The following is a 17,277-nucleotide window of genomic DNA, read 5'->3' on the forward strand; positions in this document are numbered from 1 at the left end:
TAATACTTCTCTCCTTTATTCCAAATATTAAGAATTTCCCCGATATTTTTATTCTTTTGTTTCTTTTAATCGTTTTATTCTTTACTTTTGTGCGAAATTTAATCATAAAGAAGTGCAAAATGTTTGGAATTGAAGACCCATTAATTTATTTACCCTATCTACTATCTATGATATGTGTAATTTTTGCTGCGTGGTATGGTATTAAGTATTGGAACAAGGATAATAATAAAGACGAGACAAAATGAGTACATTTCTACTTGGGCTAATCGTAGTTGCCTACCTTTTATTAATTGCGTTTTTGGGTTTTCTGGGATATCGTAAAACAACCTCATCCAGTGATTATCTGGTAGGTGGACGAGAAATGAATCCTATTGTTATGGCCTTATCCTATGGTGCTGCTTTTATTTCGGCATCGGCTATTGTTGGCTTTGGAGGAGTTTCGGCTGCATTTGGAATGGGTATTCAGTGGCTATGCTTCCTTAACATGTTTGTGGGTGTAGTTATTGCATTCATCTTTTTCGGTTTGCGCACCCGCCGGTTGGGAGTAAAACTTAATGTTAGTACTTTTCCTCAGTTGTTGGGACGCTATTATCGCTCGCGAAACATTCAGGTGTTTGTTGCCGCAGTAATATTTATAGGAATGCCCTTGTATGCCGCTGTTGTTATGAAAGGGGGCGCAGTATTCATAGAACAGATTTTTCAGATTGATTTTAATATAGCTTTACTTATATTTACTCTGGTTGTGGCTGCTTATGTAATAGCTGGTGGAATGAAAGGAGTTATGTACACTGATGCTATGCAGGCTGTTATTATGTTCTGTTGTATGCTATTCTTGTTGATAGGGGTATATAAAACATTAGGAATGGGTGTAACAGAGGCCAATAAAGCATTAACCGATATTGCACATCTGGTACCCGATCGGTTTAAGGAGCTAGGGCACCAGGGATGGACACGCATGCCTGTAACAGGTTCTTCGCAATGGTTTACATTGGTAACTTCGCTTATTCTGGGAGTAGGATTAGGGTGTTTGGCCCAACCGCAATTGGTTGTGCGTTTTATGACAGTAAAAAGTAGCAAACAATTAAACCGGGGAGTATTAGTGGGCTGTTTATTTATTATGGTAACAGTAGGAGCCATATACCACGTAGGACCGTTAAGCAATTTGTTTTTTCTGAAAAACGAAGGTGCTGTGGCTACCGAGGTTGTTAAAGATATAGATAAAATTATACCTTATTTCATAAATAAATCAATGCCGGAGTGGTTTTCGGCCATATTTATGTTGTGTATATTATCGGCAAGCATGTCTACATTAAGCTCACAGTTTCATACTATGGGAGCTTCTGTTGGATCGGATATTTACGGAACCTATAAACCCCGGTCGCGTGGAAAACTAACCAATGTTATTCGCATAGGTATTTTGTTTGCTATTTTGGTGAGTTACATTATTTGTTATATGTTGCCCAACGATATTATTGCCCGCGGAACAGCTATGTTTATGGGTGTTTGTGCTTCTGCTTTCTTGCCTTCTTATTTCTGTGCACTTTATTGGAAAAAGGCAAATCGCAAAGGAGCATTAGCTAGTATGTGGGTGGGCACATTGGCCAGTATATTCTGTTTAATCTTTCTTCATGAAAAAGAATCGGCAGCGTTAGGTGTTTGTAAAGCACTGTTTGGTAAAGATGTATTAATCGAAGCATATCCATTTCCGATGATTGATCCTATTGTTTTTGCATTGCCATTATCAATAATCACAATTATTATTGTTTCATTGTTAACGAATAATAAGAAAGCAAAAGGATAGGCCAATGAACTACAAACGAATGTTATAAAACGCTGTATAAGGTTACAAAATTTGCACAATATACTAATCACCCTTATATTTGCACTGTGTTTTTCATAGTATTAGATTTAAGGTTAACAAAGATTGGCTGCTTGGGATAAGTAGCCTTTTTTATTGCACTAAAGTGACGAACAAAAAATGAAAAAGAAAAAGAAACAAACGCAGCTGTCTTTGGAAGATTATGTGAAGGCAGCAAGAAAAGGAAGCCGGGAAGCGGAGATCGAAATGTATGGCCGCCCCATAAATCATCAGAAAGTATTTAAATCAAAGAAGGTTTACGACCGTAAAAAGATAAAGGCAAGCGATAGAGGCTTGCCTTAGTTGTTTTAAGTAGAGGAGATATATTAATCAGTTTTTGTGTTCGTTGTTTGAGGTACAGCTACATCTTATAGAAAGTAAGATTCAAAATATACCACTTTATCATCTTCGAATTGTAGTTTTACTACATCATGTCCTTTATATACAGGTTCCCGATATTCCCACATTTCAGCATTATCACCTATCATACTTCTATAATTGGGTTTTCCAAAAAGATCAATAATCTCTGTTTTAGTCATACCCGTTTTAAGATCCATTATTTTATTTTTTGTAGTATAGTTCAGTGTACCGCAACTGCAAAAAACAATTGTAATAATGAGTAATAATAAGATGGCTACCTTTCTCATAACAGTAATTTATGGTTATTCATGTTTAACAGTAGCAAAGGTAATCAAGGAAAAACTCCTGCATCTGATAATATTACTATATGTAAATAGGGATTTCCCTATACATTAATAAAAAAAAGCTTTATTTTTGTGCATATATATAAGTATAAACTTAAATTCTAACGTATTATGAAGAAAGTGCTAACCTTATTATTGGTTATTATGTTGTGCAATAACTTGTCTTATTCACAAACATCGCCGGATACAAAGTGGTTTGAAGATGCCCGGTTTGGATTATTTGTTCACTTTGGTCCCTACAGCGTTCTGGCTGATGGCGAATGGATTATGCAAAACAAACCTATCAAGTGGAACGACTATCTGCGTTTGCAGGATTTCTTCAATCCACAGGCTTTTGATGCAAAGGAATGGGTGAGTATTGCCAAAAAAGCAGGGATGAAGTATATCACGTTTACTTCGCGTCATCACGACGGATTCAGTAACTGGGATACAAAACAATCGGATTGGAATATCATGAATACCCCTTATGGTAAGGATCTTATCCGGCAATTAGCCGACGAATGCCATAACGCAGGAATCAAACTTGTTCTTTATTATTCGCTTATCGACTGGATGCGTACAGACTACCAGTATGAAACTGGTCGTACAGGTAAGGGAACAGGACGTACAGAGCCAAGCAATATGAATGCTTATATAGACTTTATGAAAGCTCAGCTCACTGAATTGTTAACCAATTATGGCCCTATAGCCGGAATCTGGTTTGATGGTCATTGGGATCAGACAGAAGATAAAAACCGTACCGACCCTACCACTCATGTAGATTGGCGTTACCCGGAAATATATGATTTAATACATACCCTTCAACCTGAATGTCTTGTTGCCAACAATCACCACCTGCCTCCTTTCTCAGGAGAAGATTACCAGATCTTTGAACGTGATGTTCCAGGTGAGAATCAAGCTGGTCATAGCGGACAGGCAATATCAAGACTTCCACTGGAAACTTGCCAAACAATTAATGGTGCATGGGGATTCAGAATAACTGATGATAACTTCAAACCAACTAAGGAGCTTATTCATTTGTTGATTCGTACAGCTGGAACAGGTGCAAACTTGTTATTGAATGTAGGCCCAATGCCTAATGGAAAAATTCAACCGGAGTGTGTTGATCGTCTTCTTGGAATGGGAGAGTGGTTGGATAAATATGGGGAAACTATTTATGGAACTCAAATGGGGCCTGATAAGCCGCAGGAGTGGGGAGCGGTAACAAGAAAAGGTAATACATATTATATTCATGTATTGAATTCTCAAACAACTTCTCTGGAATTAGAATTGAAAGGTATTAAATCTGCTAAATGGTTGAATAAAGACTTGGCTGGTAATACAGTTAAGTGGAAAACAGATAAAAAGACTGGTAAGACTACTTTTAATTTTACTGGGGAACTGGATGAATTAGATTCAATTCTTGAAGTGGTTGTGAAGAACTAGTTCTAAAAGGCCCTCCCCCTAACCCCCTCCAGAGGGGGACATGCTGGATGTACAGTGTTACCGCATGGTATCCCCCTCTGGAGGGGGTTAGGGGGAGGGTTTAGAGACTAAATTTATTGCATTAACTTACTCTTCATCCCACTACAAACAATCCGTGTAGCCAGAATATGCTCACAAGGGCCTTTCCTGAGTTTGTTATTTCCATAGAAAGAACACTCGCACTCACCATCAATTAAACGTTCGTCTTTATCGATAACTGCAAGCGTGTGGAAAGTATTATTCTTATCCTTTACTTTTCCTTTAATGTGTAAAGTCTCTTTTTTAACTTCCGGAGTTATTTTAACCTTATCTTGTTCAATCAGTTCATTTGCTTTTCGTTCCTGTTCACTGCCAAAACGTAGCTGATCGAAATCCAATGGCTCCTGTGTTAACTCACGAACACGGTAAACACCATCCTTAAGATCGTAAACCACTCGTCCGGCTTGTGTGTAGGCAGTAAGAGCAGAAGACACTGTTGCACTATCCAGATTTAATCGTTTAGCCAGGCTATCGGCAGATTCGAACCACTTTTCCTTAAGCGAGTTAAATACCAACTGTTTAGTATTGAAATCAACATTTCCGCGGGGAGCCATTAAATCGAAATTCCCTGCCCGGCTCCAGTCGTTGGAGGTCCATCCCGAAAGCCCCAAGGTGAATGTCATATCGCCCATATCAGCCAGAAAGAAAGAAGGCAATCCTGAGCCCAGCAGAACAACTTTAAAATTCTTAGTGATAGGAATAAGACGTTCCAGAATCATTATTCGACGACGTCCCCATATACGGATTGTGCGGCTATCGCTACCTGTGTAAATTGAACGATGACAGGTAATTTCCTTATACCATGGTTCAAATACAATACGGATAGGTTTATCGGGTTCAAGGATAAACCGTATGGCCCGCGGACCTTCTTTTTCTTTGAAACGACGCAAGAACTGGCAGATACTGAAAATATCCATCGGATGAAGATCAAAGGTAGTTGCCGGCAGTGTCATAGCTGTACTAACTTGTAGAAAACCACGTACCCACGAATCAGGCAAGTCTATTTTAACTTCCTTGTAAGTCTCTTCGTTGGTTGTAGTAGCTTCGAATCCGCTGGGGTCGATAACAAAGGAAGTATCTTTGTAATCGCGTATCTTTTGGAACTCACCATACAACTCTGCCGAGTAATCAATATTGGTAGTTCCACACTGGAATTCGTTTATTTCCTTGAAAACATTATAGTTGCAACTTAATTTGCCATACGAAGACTCGTCCTGACTGAAACATTCGAAGAACACTTCATCCGGATGAACAGTAATAACAGGATCGAGTACAAACCAGGCATCCCTATCGTTTTCATATAAATAATTGAAATACGCTTTCTTGGCATGGTTAAAGGGACCCATTACACGGCTCTTTTCCTTATAAATAGTGTTGAGCTCTTCTCGCAATTGTTCTATTCGAACTCTTACTTCATCTATCTGGAAATTGGCCATGTATTCACTAAGCCATAGTTTCTCTTGCTCGGCAGCCCATGCTTTGTATTCGGTTTTATCTTTAGGTGTATAGCGTAAATCAGACACTACCACATCGTGCAAAGCCGAAATAGCTTCGCGGAAAGATATCTTTTTATTCAGCTTGCCTACAAAGAAAGTCGGTTCACGGAGTGCATCGGGCACAAAATTCATGGCAGTACCTGTGGCACTGTTGTTTACTGATGTGCTGCTACTATATTTATAATCGAATATCATAATTAATTATTTATGCGGATTAAGTGCGTGTCTATATGTGGATAAGCACTTCTTATTTCAGTTAGAATATTTATGCAGGTGGCTTTATCTTGTATTGTAGCCTGTGCGGATATATCGTCTATAATAGGTGCAATAATCTTTGCACTACCAACACACTTCATAGCTTCCTGCAACAGGAACTTCAAAATACGGTCTTTGGCAACCCTGGCTTTATTTACACGGGTAAGTACCGAACGGAAGTAATATTCCAATCCGCGGATGATCTCTGTGTTTCCGGCTGCATAATGATTCAGGTAGTTGGTAACAAAAGCCTGAACGTTTACACTGGGGTGTTCACTGAGTTTAGTAAGATATTCCACTGCGTGAGTCGGATTGAAATAGCGGCCAATCAGCTCTTTACCGAAGTTTTCTACATCCGGACGTATGGAGTCAACAATACCTATCAATGTATCAGAATCCCAATCACTTTCGGTAAATTCAGTCAGGAAGAATTTAAATGCAAACTCGCGAGTATCGTCCCATTTGGAATCAAGAATATTGAGTGCTTTGTCTTTTTCAAAGCGGATGCGTGCAACATGTTCTTTGAAATACTGCCAGCACCAATGGCGAACAGCAAGCAATTCATGATTACCAAATGAAATGATTTGTCCTAAAGTAAACTCTTCGGGCTTGGTGTATGCTTTCAGAATTTCGTATCCGGTTAGCTGACTGGTACGATACTGTGCATGTACCAGTTTGGTTATATCCTTAGTGGTTAATCCGGTGTTCCAGTTACCCTTCAGATTATTCAACATAAAATTACTCAATAAGTTATGAGCACCTTCAAATTTTTCTTTCCGGATAAGTGCATAATTAAAATGACGTACGGTTGCATCTCCCATTGAATATCCTTTAACCAATTCGCTGATTTTAACCAATGCGTTTTCAACCACATCCTGCCATGCACTATCAATTTGGTTAAGAACAAAGTTGTAATTGTCTACAAGGAAGTTGGTTGGATATAGATTCATCAATTGGATACCATTTTTCCTAACCTCGGCAATGTCGTTTCTCATAAACAGGTCGATCACCGATACCGGGATGTCGGTAGGATTTATTCTTTGTGCTTTCTGAGTAAGAATATTACTTGCCAGCAGTATGTTGGATAAGAGAGGAGACAGGATTAACTGTTCTACAATGTCCCAACTGATTTTACTGAGATGACCGGCTGCAATAATATTGATGCGGCTGATAATCATTTTGGCTAGCGCATTGTTTGCATCTGTATTTTCCAATTGCAGTAATTCGGCAACCAGTTTACCAAGCAATGCTTGCTGACGATCTTCGGTAAAACGATATTTTTGTAATGTATCGGCTATCCAGCTATGGTTTTCTTTCCGTGAGTTAGAGATAAGACTTTGTACAAAGTCGAAATCACTCATGTAATAATCCATGTCGCTACTGACTACCCTTTGAGCCCATTCTCTTGCTTTTGCACTGTTTGTATCTAAAATCCGGGCAACCAGTTGAGGTTGCTTTTTAATTTCGTTGGCATTAGTAAGCAGAAGCTCATAGCCCAAAATATTTGGTATTTTAAACTCACGTGATAGCAGTTGAAGAATAACTTCCGGTGTAAAACGTTTGCTTATTTCCTGGTAGTCAGTGTGATTCCTGAGATTTTCATAAGCAAACCTGTGAATGATATTCATTTTTGCCTGCATCAAGAGTTGCACATAGGCATTAGGCATCTTATCCCATAATTCCGGATAGAGTTCTAATCTGGCAGATGGTTCTGTTTTTTCTTCAACAGGTGCTTCCGGTTGCTGTTGTTGCAGTTGAGGCTCTTCTTCTTCTTTCTTTCCGCCAAAGAAACTTTTTATTGCTCCCAATAAGGATTTACCGGAATCAGTTGGTTGAGTAGAAACAGTTGTTGTTTCGGAAGTTGTTGTACCTTTCTCTGCAATGATTTTATCTGGTTGATACCAGTATTGTTGGCTGGCAACAGTACGTTTGCCATAAATATATTTCAGATTCTTTTGGAGTTGACGACGTGGGTCGTTTCCAAACAGAATGTTCGATAACAAAAGCAAATCACAACATTCAGGATACTGTACCAGTATATAATAATAGAGTTTCTTAGTATAATTGTATATACCGTATTCGGAATATGGTCGTTCTTCTTCTTTTGTATAATCAGCCTCGGTATATTGAAGCAGAAGCGAAACAGCCAGTTGAATATACTCTGTAGCATTGCCTGCATCGCCAGCCTTTTTCAAGAAGTTTAAACTATTGCGCTGGAAATAGGCCTTGGTATATTGTGAGAAGGCAATCCGGCTTTCTTCACTTTTAATTTCCGAACCTACACGCAAATAAGTATCAATACGTTGAATATATTGATGATATCTTGAGTCGAGCGGACTCGAACGTTTGAACATTGGACTTTCTTTTTCGAATCGGTAGGCGAGGAGCGATAGGGTTGATAAGTCTTTCCGAACCTGTGCCAATTTATAAACAGAACGTATATGTTTAAAGAATGGTGGCTCAAACGGGCATACTTTAAGTATGTTATGAAGATGAGGCAACAATTCGGGTTTCGCTTTGCACAACAAATAGAATTGTGAAAGGAATGCTACATTTTGATCGTTTACATATTCGGTAAGGTGCGCCGATAATTTATTGTTGTTACCCAATTCAATATCTTGACGGATATTAGAAGGCATACGCTCTAGTAGCTGGTTTACAAATGCAGCAAGTTCATTGCCCTGCAAAACAGTAAGCAACCCTTCGCAGGCTATATGCTTTATATATGCCTTTTGTTTTTGTTGCGATGCGATAGCTGTAAATAACGGCTCGGCATTTTCGGCATTCAATTTAATCAATGCCCAAAGCGATGAATATGTTTGCAACTCGGTACCTTGTGTTGCCAATCGCAGAATGAATGGAATTGCTTCTTTCATTCCCATTTCGGCAGCACGCCAAATAACCCGACTGGTCTTCCATTCAGTCTTAAACGTTTTCTTGCCATCAATAGCATCTTGCAAACGTTGAAGTATCACTCCCTGCGGTGTTCCCGGATTTACGGTTTCAATTGAAGGTAGTTCAACCGCTACGGTTACTCCTACTTCGGGTTGATATCCTTTTTTTCGTTTTTCGTTTTCTAAAGCTGCAAAAACAGCTTCAGCCTTTTCAAGGCTTACTGCTTCCGGTGTTTTTGTTCCGGCTTTCAGTGTACTTCCTTTACGTCCGTAGCGGAAGTTAACCAGGTATTCATTGTCCGATAATTGGCAGAGGTCAATTTCGTACACCTTATCGGAATTACCTTCTTTAAAATATAGTTTACTTTGTTGTATAAGTTTCATTTTGCTGCGGATTGAAGGTTACGAAAATATATTCCACCAATCATCTGTCGAAGATGTTTTCTTGTTAGAGTCTTCTTGTTTCTGTCCCGGCTGAATGGTTGGCTCAGGCTTCAGAGGCTCTTCTACCTGTACAACCTGCTTTGGGGCAATATCTTGCTTTGTGCAGGTCTTTTCTTCGACTAAAGGCAATCCGTGTTTTTCTACAATGCGGGTAAGTTGTTCGCCGAACCGGATACTCTTTTCCGGATTAACCATTTTAATGAAGTGAATGTATCCTTCAATAGAATGCATTACATTGTCGGCCCGTCCCCATTTCTGTCCGTTCCAGCCATTCGTTTCAATATTATGAAGTAGGGCGCGGAAGTTATGCAGTTGTTTTCGTTCTACATTCAGTTTTTCATTTACCACAATGCCTGTTACCTTTTGTTGTGCACCGCTTCGCATAATATGCGTCTTTTCCGGATTGATGGTTAATCCTTCCGATTTAATTATCTTGCCAACAAAGTGCAACAGGGATGCAATATTCTTTTCATTTCCCTTATCAGTCGAGAAACTTAAATCATCAGCATAACGGGTATACCTGAATCCAAGTTTATCGGCCAGTCCTTTTACCTTCTTATCAAGTTTGTAAGCAATAAGATTACTAATGGCCGGACTAGCAGGTGAACCTTGTGGAAGTATTCTTTTGCCTTTTTGTACATAGTAAGTTACGCCATCCATTGCTACCGTTTCGGTTTCGGCCTGTGTACATATTAGAGCGAAGATGGTTGCCATTTGTTCTGAGTAGCCCAGTTTATGAAACAGTCCTTTAACCCGCTTGTAATCAATACTTGGAAAAAAGTCTTTCAGGTCGATGTTGATAACAATATCCTTTCCGGTATGTGGTCCGGCATTGGTTACAATAGAACGCTGTTTTATAAATCCGTGTGCCTGCTCGCCAATAGCAATACGATCGAGGATATTATTCAATACCCAAAGTTGGAGGGCTTTCATTCTGCGTTTAGGAGCAGATATTTTTCGTTTACCGCCTGACTTCTTGGGTATCTCGAAGTTATAATAATGTGTTTGCCGTGAAACTTTACGTTGGAACAGTAGATAACGCAAGTTCGATAACTCCAACTGCATACTTTGTCCAAGATCTGTCAGCGATTTGAATACAGGAAGGTTATTCTTGTTGAGTAATGCTTCGTTGGTTTCCGTATTGTTCAGTCCGGCCGAAACATCTTTACCTAAATAAATAACCTGATGCTCTTGCATCGATTTCCATTTAGCTGCTTTATCCAAACGCTTTTTCTTGTTGCGTAGCTTTGTTTCTTCCCGTTTCTCTTTAGCCTTCTTCATGCGTTCTTTGCGCATTTCTCTCAATAAGGCTTCCTGGTTGCGGTACTTACGGTCTTTCTCTAGTAGGCTGGTTAGTTCCTTGTTTACTTCGGATTCCCTTTTAATCAGGGTTTCGGAAAGTGAAGGTACATCCGACGAATCCCAGAAACCCAGCCGTTTCATTTCCTCAAGTATATAACTATCCTTAGAGGTCATACGGATTCTGTCGTAAATTTGCTGTCTGGTGGATTTTTCCGACATAGTGTTGATTTACAAATCGTAAATAAAAAAGCCCCATTTTAAATAAAACAGGGCTTGGTTCTTAATCGTTCGGAATCTTCGTATTTTCCCAGGACTATATCAATCAACTCCAGAGATACACTACTATACGCATGGTTAATCTCGTGGAGAGGAGAACAGCAACCATGCGTATAGTAGTGTATCTCCCCATAAAGATTGGAGGTAGTGCCGAATGTCAAATATCTATTCACCGATGACGAAACATCATCTTTTTCTTTTCAGAAAAGCAAGGTACTTTCCGAACTTGCTGGCAAAACTAGAAAAAGATTTTTAAATAGCAAAGGTTAATCTTATTTTTTTATACTTTTGAGGCAGAATTATAAATACGATTGTAGGATAGCCTGATCTTTTTATAAAGATTTGTGTTATAAATGAAAGGATTATGAATACAATTGCGCGTAAACTCTCAATTGGGATACAAACTTTTGAAAAAATACGTACTGGAAATTATTTGTATGCAGATAAAACCGATTTGGTATGGGAGATTGCTAATAAAGGGAAACCTTATTTTCTTAGTCGTCCTCGTCGGTTTGGGAAAAGTTTATTGATATCCACTTTTGAGTCTTATTTTGCAGGTCGGAAGGATCTCTTTAAAGGACTAGCTATTGAACAGTTGGAAACCGAATGGGAAACCTATCCGGTGTTGCATCTTGACTTGAATGCTGAAAAATATAATACAGCTGAACGACTAAATTTAATATTGAGTCGTCATATTCTTTTATGGGAAGATGTGTGGGGAAAAGAAGAACGCGAAATAACTCTTTCGGACCGTTTTACCGGGGTTATTCGTCGTGCTTACGAGCAAACAGGCAAGGGAGTAGTGGTATTAATTGATGAGTATGATAAGCCGCTATTACAAACTGTGCTCAATGAACCGTTGTTGAACGAGTATCGTAAAATTTTAGAGTCTTTTTATGGTGTACTGAAAAGTGCTGACCGCTATTTACGCTTTGTATTTATTACTGGTGTTACCAAATTTGCACAAGTAAGCGTTTTCAGCAATCTGAACCAACTGAATGATATTAGTATGGATGCTAAATATGCTACATTGTGCGGAATTACATCAAAAGAACTTGTACAGGTTTTTACGCCCGAAATAGAAAAGATGGCTACCCACAACCGTCTCTCTTTTGACGATACTGTGGCTCGCATGACAGCGCAGTACGATGGTTATCATTTCTGTGAAGATTCGGAAGGCATGTTTAATCCCTTTAGTGTGTTAAATGCGTTAGACAAACTAAAATTCGATAACTATTGGTTTCATACAGGCACTCCTACTTTTCTGGTGGATTTATTAAAAGAAAGCGATTATGATCTTCGTGTGTTAATAGATGGTGTTGAAACAGATTCTTCTTCTTTCTCCGAGTATCGTGCTGATACAGGTAATCCTATTCCTTTAATCTATCAAAGTGGTTATTTAACTATTAAGGGGTATGATTCCAGATTTGGTTTATATCGTTTGAAATTTCCCAATGATGAAGTACAATATGCTTTTCTGAAATTTTTGGTTCCATTTTATACTCCAATGAAAGATGGTGAGCGTGGTTTCTTTATCGGTAAATTTGTGAAGGAACTGGAATGTGGCGATTTGTCTGCTTTCATGGAGCGCTTAAAAGCTTTTTTTGGAGATATTCCTTACGAACTAAATGATCGTACAGAACGCCATTATCAAGTAGTTTTCTATCTTATATTCAAGTTACTTGGTGAGTATATAGAAGCCGAGGTGCGAAGTGCCCGTGGTCGTGCCGATGCTGTGGTAAAAACAAAAGATTATATTTATGTATTTGAATTCAAACTGAATGGTACTGCCGAGGAAGCTTTACAACAGATTGATGACAAAGGATATTTGATTCCTTATACTGCAGATAGGCGGGAAGTTATTAAAGTTGGCGTACAATTTGATGCCGCAGAACGTAATATTGGAAATTGGATTACAGCACAATGACTAAGGTTGAACAAATCTTAAATGTGTTAACTTAACAACGTTAAATTATTAACGGGTGTTATTAAAGATTGTATATAGTTAGAAAATTTGCATAAACGAGTAAGTTAATCTTATATTTGTACTGTGTTTTTCATAGTATTAGATTTTAAGGTTAACAAAAGATTGGCTGCTCGGGATGAGTGGCCTTTTTTTATTTTAATCTATATTGCTATTTTTGCACAGAATTAAAAACAGACAATATAATGACCTATCTTATTATTGGAATAACAGTTGTGGTTTCGTTTATGTGTTTTGGTAATCGTGCATTATTCGAAAAACTAGCTTTTATCCCCTATCTTGCAGTAAAAGAGAAACAGTGGTACCGACTGATTACTCATGGATTTGTACATGCCGATACTGTCCATCTTCTTGTTAACATGTTTACCTTCTGGTCGTTTGGAGTGTATATGGAGTTCCTATTTGAATATATGGGGCACGGACGTCTGGCTTTTTTTATTCTTTATTTCGGAGGAATGATTGTAGCTTCTCTTTACGACCTGATTAAGAAAAACAATAACCCCTATTATATTTCGGTAGGTGCATCCGGAGCTGTTTCGGCTGTGTTGTTCAGTTCTATATTCTTCGATCCATGGGGAGAAATATTACTCTTCGCCATAATTCCTATACCAGGTATTCTTTTCGGAGTCCTTTATTTGGTATACTGTCAATATATGGCTAAACGCGGTGGCGATAATATAAATCATAATGCACACTTTTATGGTGCTGTATATGGTTTTTTGTTTCCATTGATATTAAATCCTTTGTATGTAGATGCGTTTATTGAGGGCTTGTTCGGCATCTAAAAAGATTTGCAAAAAAGACATATAATCTGCTGTAAATTCATACATTTGTCGAGCAATAATGAGACTATAGTTACATGAATCCGGAAATCTTAATAATCGAGGATGATATTTCCTTTGGCGAAGTATTAAAGAGATGGGCCGAAAAAAACGGTTTTAATGTTTCGCTAACTACTACAATAAAACAAGCAAAGGAAATCATCCGAAAAAAAGAAATCGAATTGATACTTACTGATTTGCGATTACCCGATGGTGATGGCATCATGTTTCTTTCGTGGTTGCGCGAAATAAAGAATCCCAATCCTGTGATTATAATGACCAGTTATGCTGAAATACAAAGTGCAGTTGCAGCTATAAAACTGGGAGCTTTTGATTATCTGGAAAAGCCGGTTAACCCAGAAATCCTTAAACAAAAAATCAATCAGGCACTAAATAAAAAGCCTGAACCTGTGCAAGTGGTTAAACAAGATACCGATTCTTACAAGAAAACAGTATATGCTAACAGTAGGCAGGCAAAGCAAATGTACGAAGAAATAGAAGTTGTTGCTCCTACACGTATGTCGATCTTAATTATGGGTGAAAGTGGAACCGGTAAAGAGTATGCCGCCCGGATGATACATGAGAAAAGTAAACGTTATGAGGCATCTTTTATTGCTGTTGACTGTGGAATACTTTCTCGTGAATTAGCACCCAGTGAGTTGTTTGGTCATGTGAAAGGAGCATTTACTTCGGCCATCTCCAATAAAAAAGGTGTGTTTGAACAGGCCGATGGCGGAACTGTTTTTCTGGATGAAATAGAAAATCTTCCTTACGAGGTGCAGGTACAGTTATTGAGAGCCTTGCAGGAGTTAAGAGTACGTCCGGTAGGATCGGCAACCGATATAAAAGTGGATGTTCGCATAATTGTGGCAACCAACGAAAATCTTGAAAAGTCTATTTCCGAAGGACGTTTCCGTGAAGATCTTTACCATCGTCTTAATGAGTTTACCGTTCATATTCCACCGCTTCGTGAGCGTTTGGAAGATATTCCTGTTTACGCTAGCCATTTTCTTGAAGATGCCAATAAAGAATTGGAAAAAAATGTATTTACCATATCAGATGAGGCTATGGAAATGCTTATAAATTATCATTGGAGTGGTAACCTTCGTGAATTGCGGAATGTAATACGCCGAGCTACTCTTTTTGCGAAAAACGGAGAAATTACACCACAGGTTCTGCCGGATTATCTTTGCACATTAAAATGCGATACGGATATTGAACTTAAACCCGGTGATGAAAAAGAACAGATACTTACAGTGTTGCGTATTGTGAAAGGAAATAAAGCTGCGGCCGCCCGTTTACTCAAAATGAGCCGGAAGGGATTTTACAACAAGTTGCATCAGTATGGAATTGAACTAAGATAATTCTCGATACGCTTAATAACTTCATTTATCTCTACCCAAACACTATTATCCGGACGGTTTTCTCCCCGCATGTTATCAATATGCTTTAAAGTGTGGGTTATATCTTCGGGTGCCTGAATCTGCAAAAACATAGGCAACATTTTGTGGCAAAGGTATTGGACCTTATCAAAATCTTTTTCCGTAATAGCATTGTTTATTAATACAATGTTATTAACAGTAGCCATAATAAAATTTTCCATAATCTCCCGAATGGCCTCTTTGTCTTGATTCAATAAAGAGTGAAGATTGTTCGATGTATGTTCAAGTTTACCTCCTATTATAGCATGTAGTTCACGGAGCGTTACCGGTTTGGAGAGAAGATCAGCAAATCCCTCTGCCAATATAGTATTTATACTTAAATCAGTTCTTCCTGTTATAAGTATAACAGGTATTTCAGTATTCACATTTCTTATTTCTTTCAGTACATCTTTCCCATTAAAAATTCCCATCTCCATGTCAGTTATCACACAATGATAGGACGATATATCTTTTAGTTCTTCTTTTAATTCATTGCAGTTTCTGCAACAAGTAACCTCATGCCCAAGTTCACTACACAAGCTCGATAATATCTCCAAAAAAGTAGAATCATCATCAATAAACAATATTTTCTTTGCCTGTTGGTTGGTTATCTTTTTTTTACCTTCTTTTACTGGGAGTTTAATAAAAACTTCTGTTCCTTTACCTTGTTCCGACTTAAAATTAATTTCTCCCCCAAAAAGATCAACCAAGCCCTTTACTACAAATAATCCAAATCCATTTCCTTCGTTCAATACATTATTCTCTTCTACACGAGAGAATGGTTTAAATAAGTTGTTTTGTTTTTCTGCCGCAATTCCTACGCCAGTATCGGTAACCCGGAATTGCAACTGTTGATTTTGGTATATCGACTCAATACAAACACCTCCTACTGTTGTGTATTTAATGGCATTCGATAATATATTAGTGATTATCTGTTTTATTTTTAAACAATCAGAAAATAGAATAATACCCTCTGGAAAAGCTTCTTGATGTGTAAAGTGTAATAATTTCCTTTCAGCAAGCGGAATAAACATTTCGCATAACTCTCTGCATAATTCCTGTGGAGAAAAACTTCGTGGGGCAAGTGTAACCGATCCTTTTTCTAAACCCGAGAACTCCAATAAATTATGTAACAGTGCCAAAATATGATTGCCCGAACTATAAACCGGTGCTACCTCTGCGTTGGAAAGTAAACCGTTGCGTTTATACATATCTATATAGCCCAGCATTGAGTTGAGTGGGGTTTTAACATCGTGTGATACAGATAATAAAAGTTGATGCCTGCTTTCCATTAACTGTTTGGTACGCTGATTGGCTTTTTCTAATGCCTGGCGGGCAGAATATCCTTTTTGTACATTTCTTAAAATAAGGATAAGAGATATTAGTATCAATACCAGAGCCACACTACCTATTATAATAGCACTGATATTGTTTTCGCGCAGCATTGTTTCGCTTTCCTCAATATCTTGCATACGCAGATGTATAATCTGGTTGTATAGTTTGGTTAGCAGTTCAGATATTCGGGAGCTTATATACTGGTCGGTTAACACAACCGAGTTAATATGGTTTTCGATAGCCGATATATGCTGATCGTAATCAATACGTGCCTGTTGTATTATCTGCGTAACCGGTAACGTATCATTGGGTACTACTTTATTACTCTCTGGTTGAGGTGTATCAACAGGATTTTCGGCTTTTGAAGATGAAAACAAACGTTTCCACAAACTGCGTTTAGGAGCTTTTACAGATGTTTTTGCAACATCCTCAGAGATAGAATCTGCTATATTTCTGTTACTGCCCGAATACGAAGAAAGGGTTTCGGACAGTGAGTCTATAGGGTTGCGCAATGTAAATTGGCGGGTAAGTCTTATTATAGATTCTTCTTTGTGTTTAAGCAGCAGATTTATTTCGGTGAAAATAGTGTCTGCCCCCAAATCTTTTTCTGAGTTTTTTAATGAATCTATACGCAATCCTATTTCTTTAGCTTGTGCCTGAAAGTTTCTCAGGTGTTTTCGTCTTTCCGTTATAACAAAGAGATTTACTTCGGCTTGTGCATCGTTTATGGCATATACTAATTCATTAACCTTTGCCAGTTCATTGTTATATACCTCAACCGACAGCTTTTTTATATGCATATTTTTCCAACTTATGTAGAAGTAAATAAATCCTCCTCCACAGGTTAGCATAACCAGCAGATAAATGAATAGGGCATTCAGTTTTATTTTTGTTTCGATACTATTTCTCATCACAGCACAAAATAATGAAAAAGATATCATGATTCCAAATCTGCTTCTTACACACATGTAACCTGTGTCTTAC

12 protein-coding genes are annotated in these 17,277 nt (G+C 38.2%); 7 read left to right on the top strand and 5 right to left on the bottom strand.

The window, feature by feature from the left end; translation table 11 throughout:
* Positions 1-119: 119 nt before the first annotated feature.
* From D0T85_RS22760 to D0T85_RS09875, 3 genes are all read left to right on the top strand, one after another.
* Positions 120-245, top strand: a complete 126-nt coding sequence (locus D0T85_RS22760) for a symporter small accessory protein (RefSeq protein WP_239060692.1) — start codon at positions 120-122, stop codon at positions 243-245.
* Positions 242-1,801, top strand: coding sequence for a sodium:solute symporter family protein (locus D0T85_RS09870; protein WP_163212783.1), 1,560 nt, complete (start codon positions 242-244; stop codon positions 1,799-1,801). The genes D0T85_RS22760 and D0T85_RS09870 overlap by 4 nt, the downstream gene beginning before the upstream one ends.
* Before the next feature lie 177 nt (positions 1,802-1,978).
* A complete protein-coding gene (locus D0T85_RS09875) occupies positions 1,979-2,161 on the top strand; it encodes a hypothetical protein (RefSeq protein WP_163212785.1) in 183 nt (60 codons plus the stop codon).
* Positions 2,162-2,226: 65 nt separating this feature from the next.
* Here D0T85_RS09875 and bamE read toward each other — a convergent pair whose 3' ends face one another.
* Positions 2,227-2,505, bottom strand: coding sequence for an outer membrane protein assembly factor BamE (gene bamE / locus D0T85_RS09880; RefSeq protein ID WP_255495694.1), 279 nt, complete (start codon positions 2,503-2,505; stop codon positions 2,227-2,229).
* A 168-nt stretch (positions 2,506-2,673) separates the two neighbouring features.
* Between bamE and D0T85_RS09885 the strand changes: the two genes are divergently transcribed.
* Positions 2,674-3,987 carry an alpha-L-fucosidase gene (locus tag D0T85_RS09885; RefSeq protein ID WP_163212789.1) on the top strand — a complete coding sequence of 438 codons (1,314 nt, stop codon included), beginning with the start codon at positions 2,674-2,676 and terminating at the stop codon, positions 3,985-3,987.
* Between the two features lie 113 nt (positions 3,988-4,100).
* On the opposite strand, the gene D0T85_RS09890 is transcribed toward D0T85_RS09885, so the two are convergent.
* Genes D0T85_RS09890 through D0T85_RS09900 form a run of 3 tightly spaced genes read right to left on the bottom strand, consistent with a single transcriptional unit; the run spans position 4,101 to position 10,675 of the window.
* Entirely contained in the window at positions 4,101-5,756 is a 1,656-nt protein-coding gene (locus tag D0T85_RS09890; protein WP_163212792.1) for an SWIM zinc finger family protein, read from the bottom strand.
* Between the two features lie 2 nt (positions 5,757-5,758).
* Positions 5,759-9,094, bottom strand: a complete 3,336-nt coding sequence (locus D0T85_RS09895; RefSeq protein ID WP_163212794.1) for a WGR domain-containing protein — start codon at positions 9,092-9,094, stop codon at positions 5,759-5,761.
* Positions 9,095-9,112: 18 nt separating this feature from the next.
* Positions 9,113-10,675 (bottom strand): retron St85 family RNA-directed DNA polymerase, encoded by a 1,563-nt coding sequence (locus D0T85_RS09900; protein ID WP_163212796.1) that lies wholly within the window; start codon positions 10,673-10,675, stop codon positions 9,113-9,115.
* A gap of 421 nt (positions 10,676-11,096) precedes the next feature.
* Between D0T85_RS09900 and D0T85_RS09905 the strand changes: the two genes are divergently transcribed.
* The 3 genes from D0T85_RS09905 to D0T85_RS09915 all read left to right on the top strand — a co-directional run bounded on the left by D0T85_RS09905 (position 11,097) and on the right by D0T85_RS09915 (position 14,901).
* Positions 11,097-12,659 (top strand): ATP-binding protein, encoded by a 1,563-nt coding sequence (locus tag D0T85_RS09905; protein WP_163212798.1) that lies wholly within the window; start codon positions 11,097-11,099, stop codon positions 12,657-12,659.
* 239 nt (positions 12,660-12,898) lie between these two features.
* Positions 12,899-13,501 carry a rhomboid family intramembrane serine protease gene (locus D0T85_RS09910; protein WP_163212827.1) on the top strand — a complete coding sequence of 201 codons (603 nt, stop codon included), beginning with the start codon at positions 12,899-12,901 and terminating at the stop codon, positions 13,499-13,501.
* 74 nt (positions 13,502-13,575) lie between these two features.
* A complete protein-coding gene (locus D0T85_RS09915; RefSeq protein WP_163212799.1) occupies positions 13,576-14,901 on the top strand; it encodes a sigma-54 dependent transcriptional regulator in 1,326 nt (441 codons plus the stop codon).
* On the opposite strand, the gene D0T85_RS09920 is transcribed toward D0T85_RS09915, so the two are convergent.
* The gene (locus D0T85_RS09920; protein ID WP_163212801.1) at positions 14,877-17,204 is read right to left on the bottom strand and encodes a hybrid sensor histidine kinase/response regulator; all 2,328 of its coding nucleotides are present in this window, start codon (positions 17,202-17,204) and stop codon (positions 14,877-14,879) included. The two genes, D0T85_RS09915 and D0T85_RS09920, sit on opposite strands and share 25 nt — an antisense overlap.
* Positions 17,205-17,277 lie beyond the last annotated feature (73 nt).

Origin of the sequence: Bacteroides sp. 519, from assembly GCF_010500955.1 — a bacterium.
Classification (GTDB): Bacteria; Bacteroidota; Bacteroidia; order Bacteroidales; family Bacteroidaceae; genus Bacteroides.

What these genes read in the sequence shown, in the direction of transcription:
- bamE (WP_255495694.1), bottom strand. Translation starts at nt 2,505, where the DNA reads ATGAGAAAGGTAGCCATCTTATTATTACTCATTATTACAATTGTTTTT.
- D0T85_RS09875 (WP_163212785.1), top strand. Translation starts at nt 1,979, where the DNA reads ATGAAAAAGAAAAAGAAACAAACGCAGCTGTCTTTGGAAGATTATGTG.
- D0T85_RS09900 (WP_163212796.1), bottom strand. Translation starts at nt 10,675, where the DNA reads ATGTCGGAAAAATCCACCAGACAGCAAATTTACGACAGAATCCGTATG.
- D0T85_RS09920 (WP_163212801.1), bottom strand. Translation starts at nt 17,204, where the DNA reads ATGAGAAATAGTATCGAAACAAAAATAAAACTGAATGCCCTATTCATT.
- D0T85_RS09905 (WP_163212798.1), top strand. Translation starts at nt 11,097, where the DNA reads ATGAATACAATTGCGCGTAAACTCTCAATTGGGATACAAACTTTTGAA.
- D0T85_RS09895 (WP_163212794.1), bottom strand. Translation starts at nt 9,094, where the DNA reads ATGAAACTTATACAACAAAGTAAACTATATTTTAAAGAAGGTAATTCC.
- D0T85_RS09870 (WP_163212783.1), top strand. Translation starts at nt 242, where the DNA reads ATGAGTACATTTCTACTTGGGCTAATCGTAGTTGCCTACCTTTTATTA.
- D0T85_RS09885 (WP_163212789.1), top strand. Translation starts at nt 2,674, where the DNA reads ATGAAGAAAGTGCTAACCTTATTATTGGTTATTATGTTGTGCAATAAC.
- D0T85_RS22760 (WP_239060692.1), top strand. Translation starts at nt 120, where the DNA reads ATGTTTGGAATTGAAGACCCATTAATTTATTTACCCTATCTACTATCT.
- D0T85_RS09915 (WP_163212799.1), top strand. Translation starts at nt 13,576, where the DNA reads ATGAATCCGGAAATCTTAATAATCGAGGATGATATTTCCTTTGGCGAA.
- D0T85_RS09890 (WP_163212792.1), bottom strand. Translation starts at nt 5,756, where the DNA reads ATGATATTCGATTATAAATATAGTAGCAGCACATCAGTAAACAACAGT.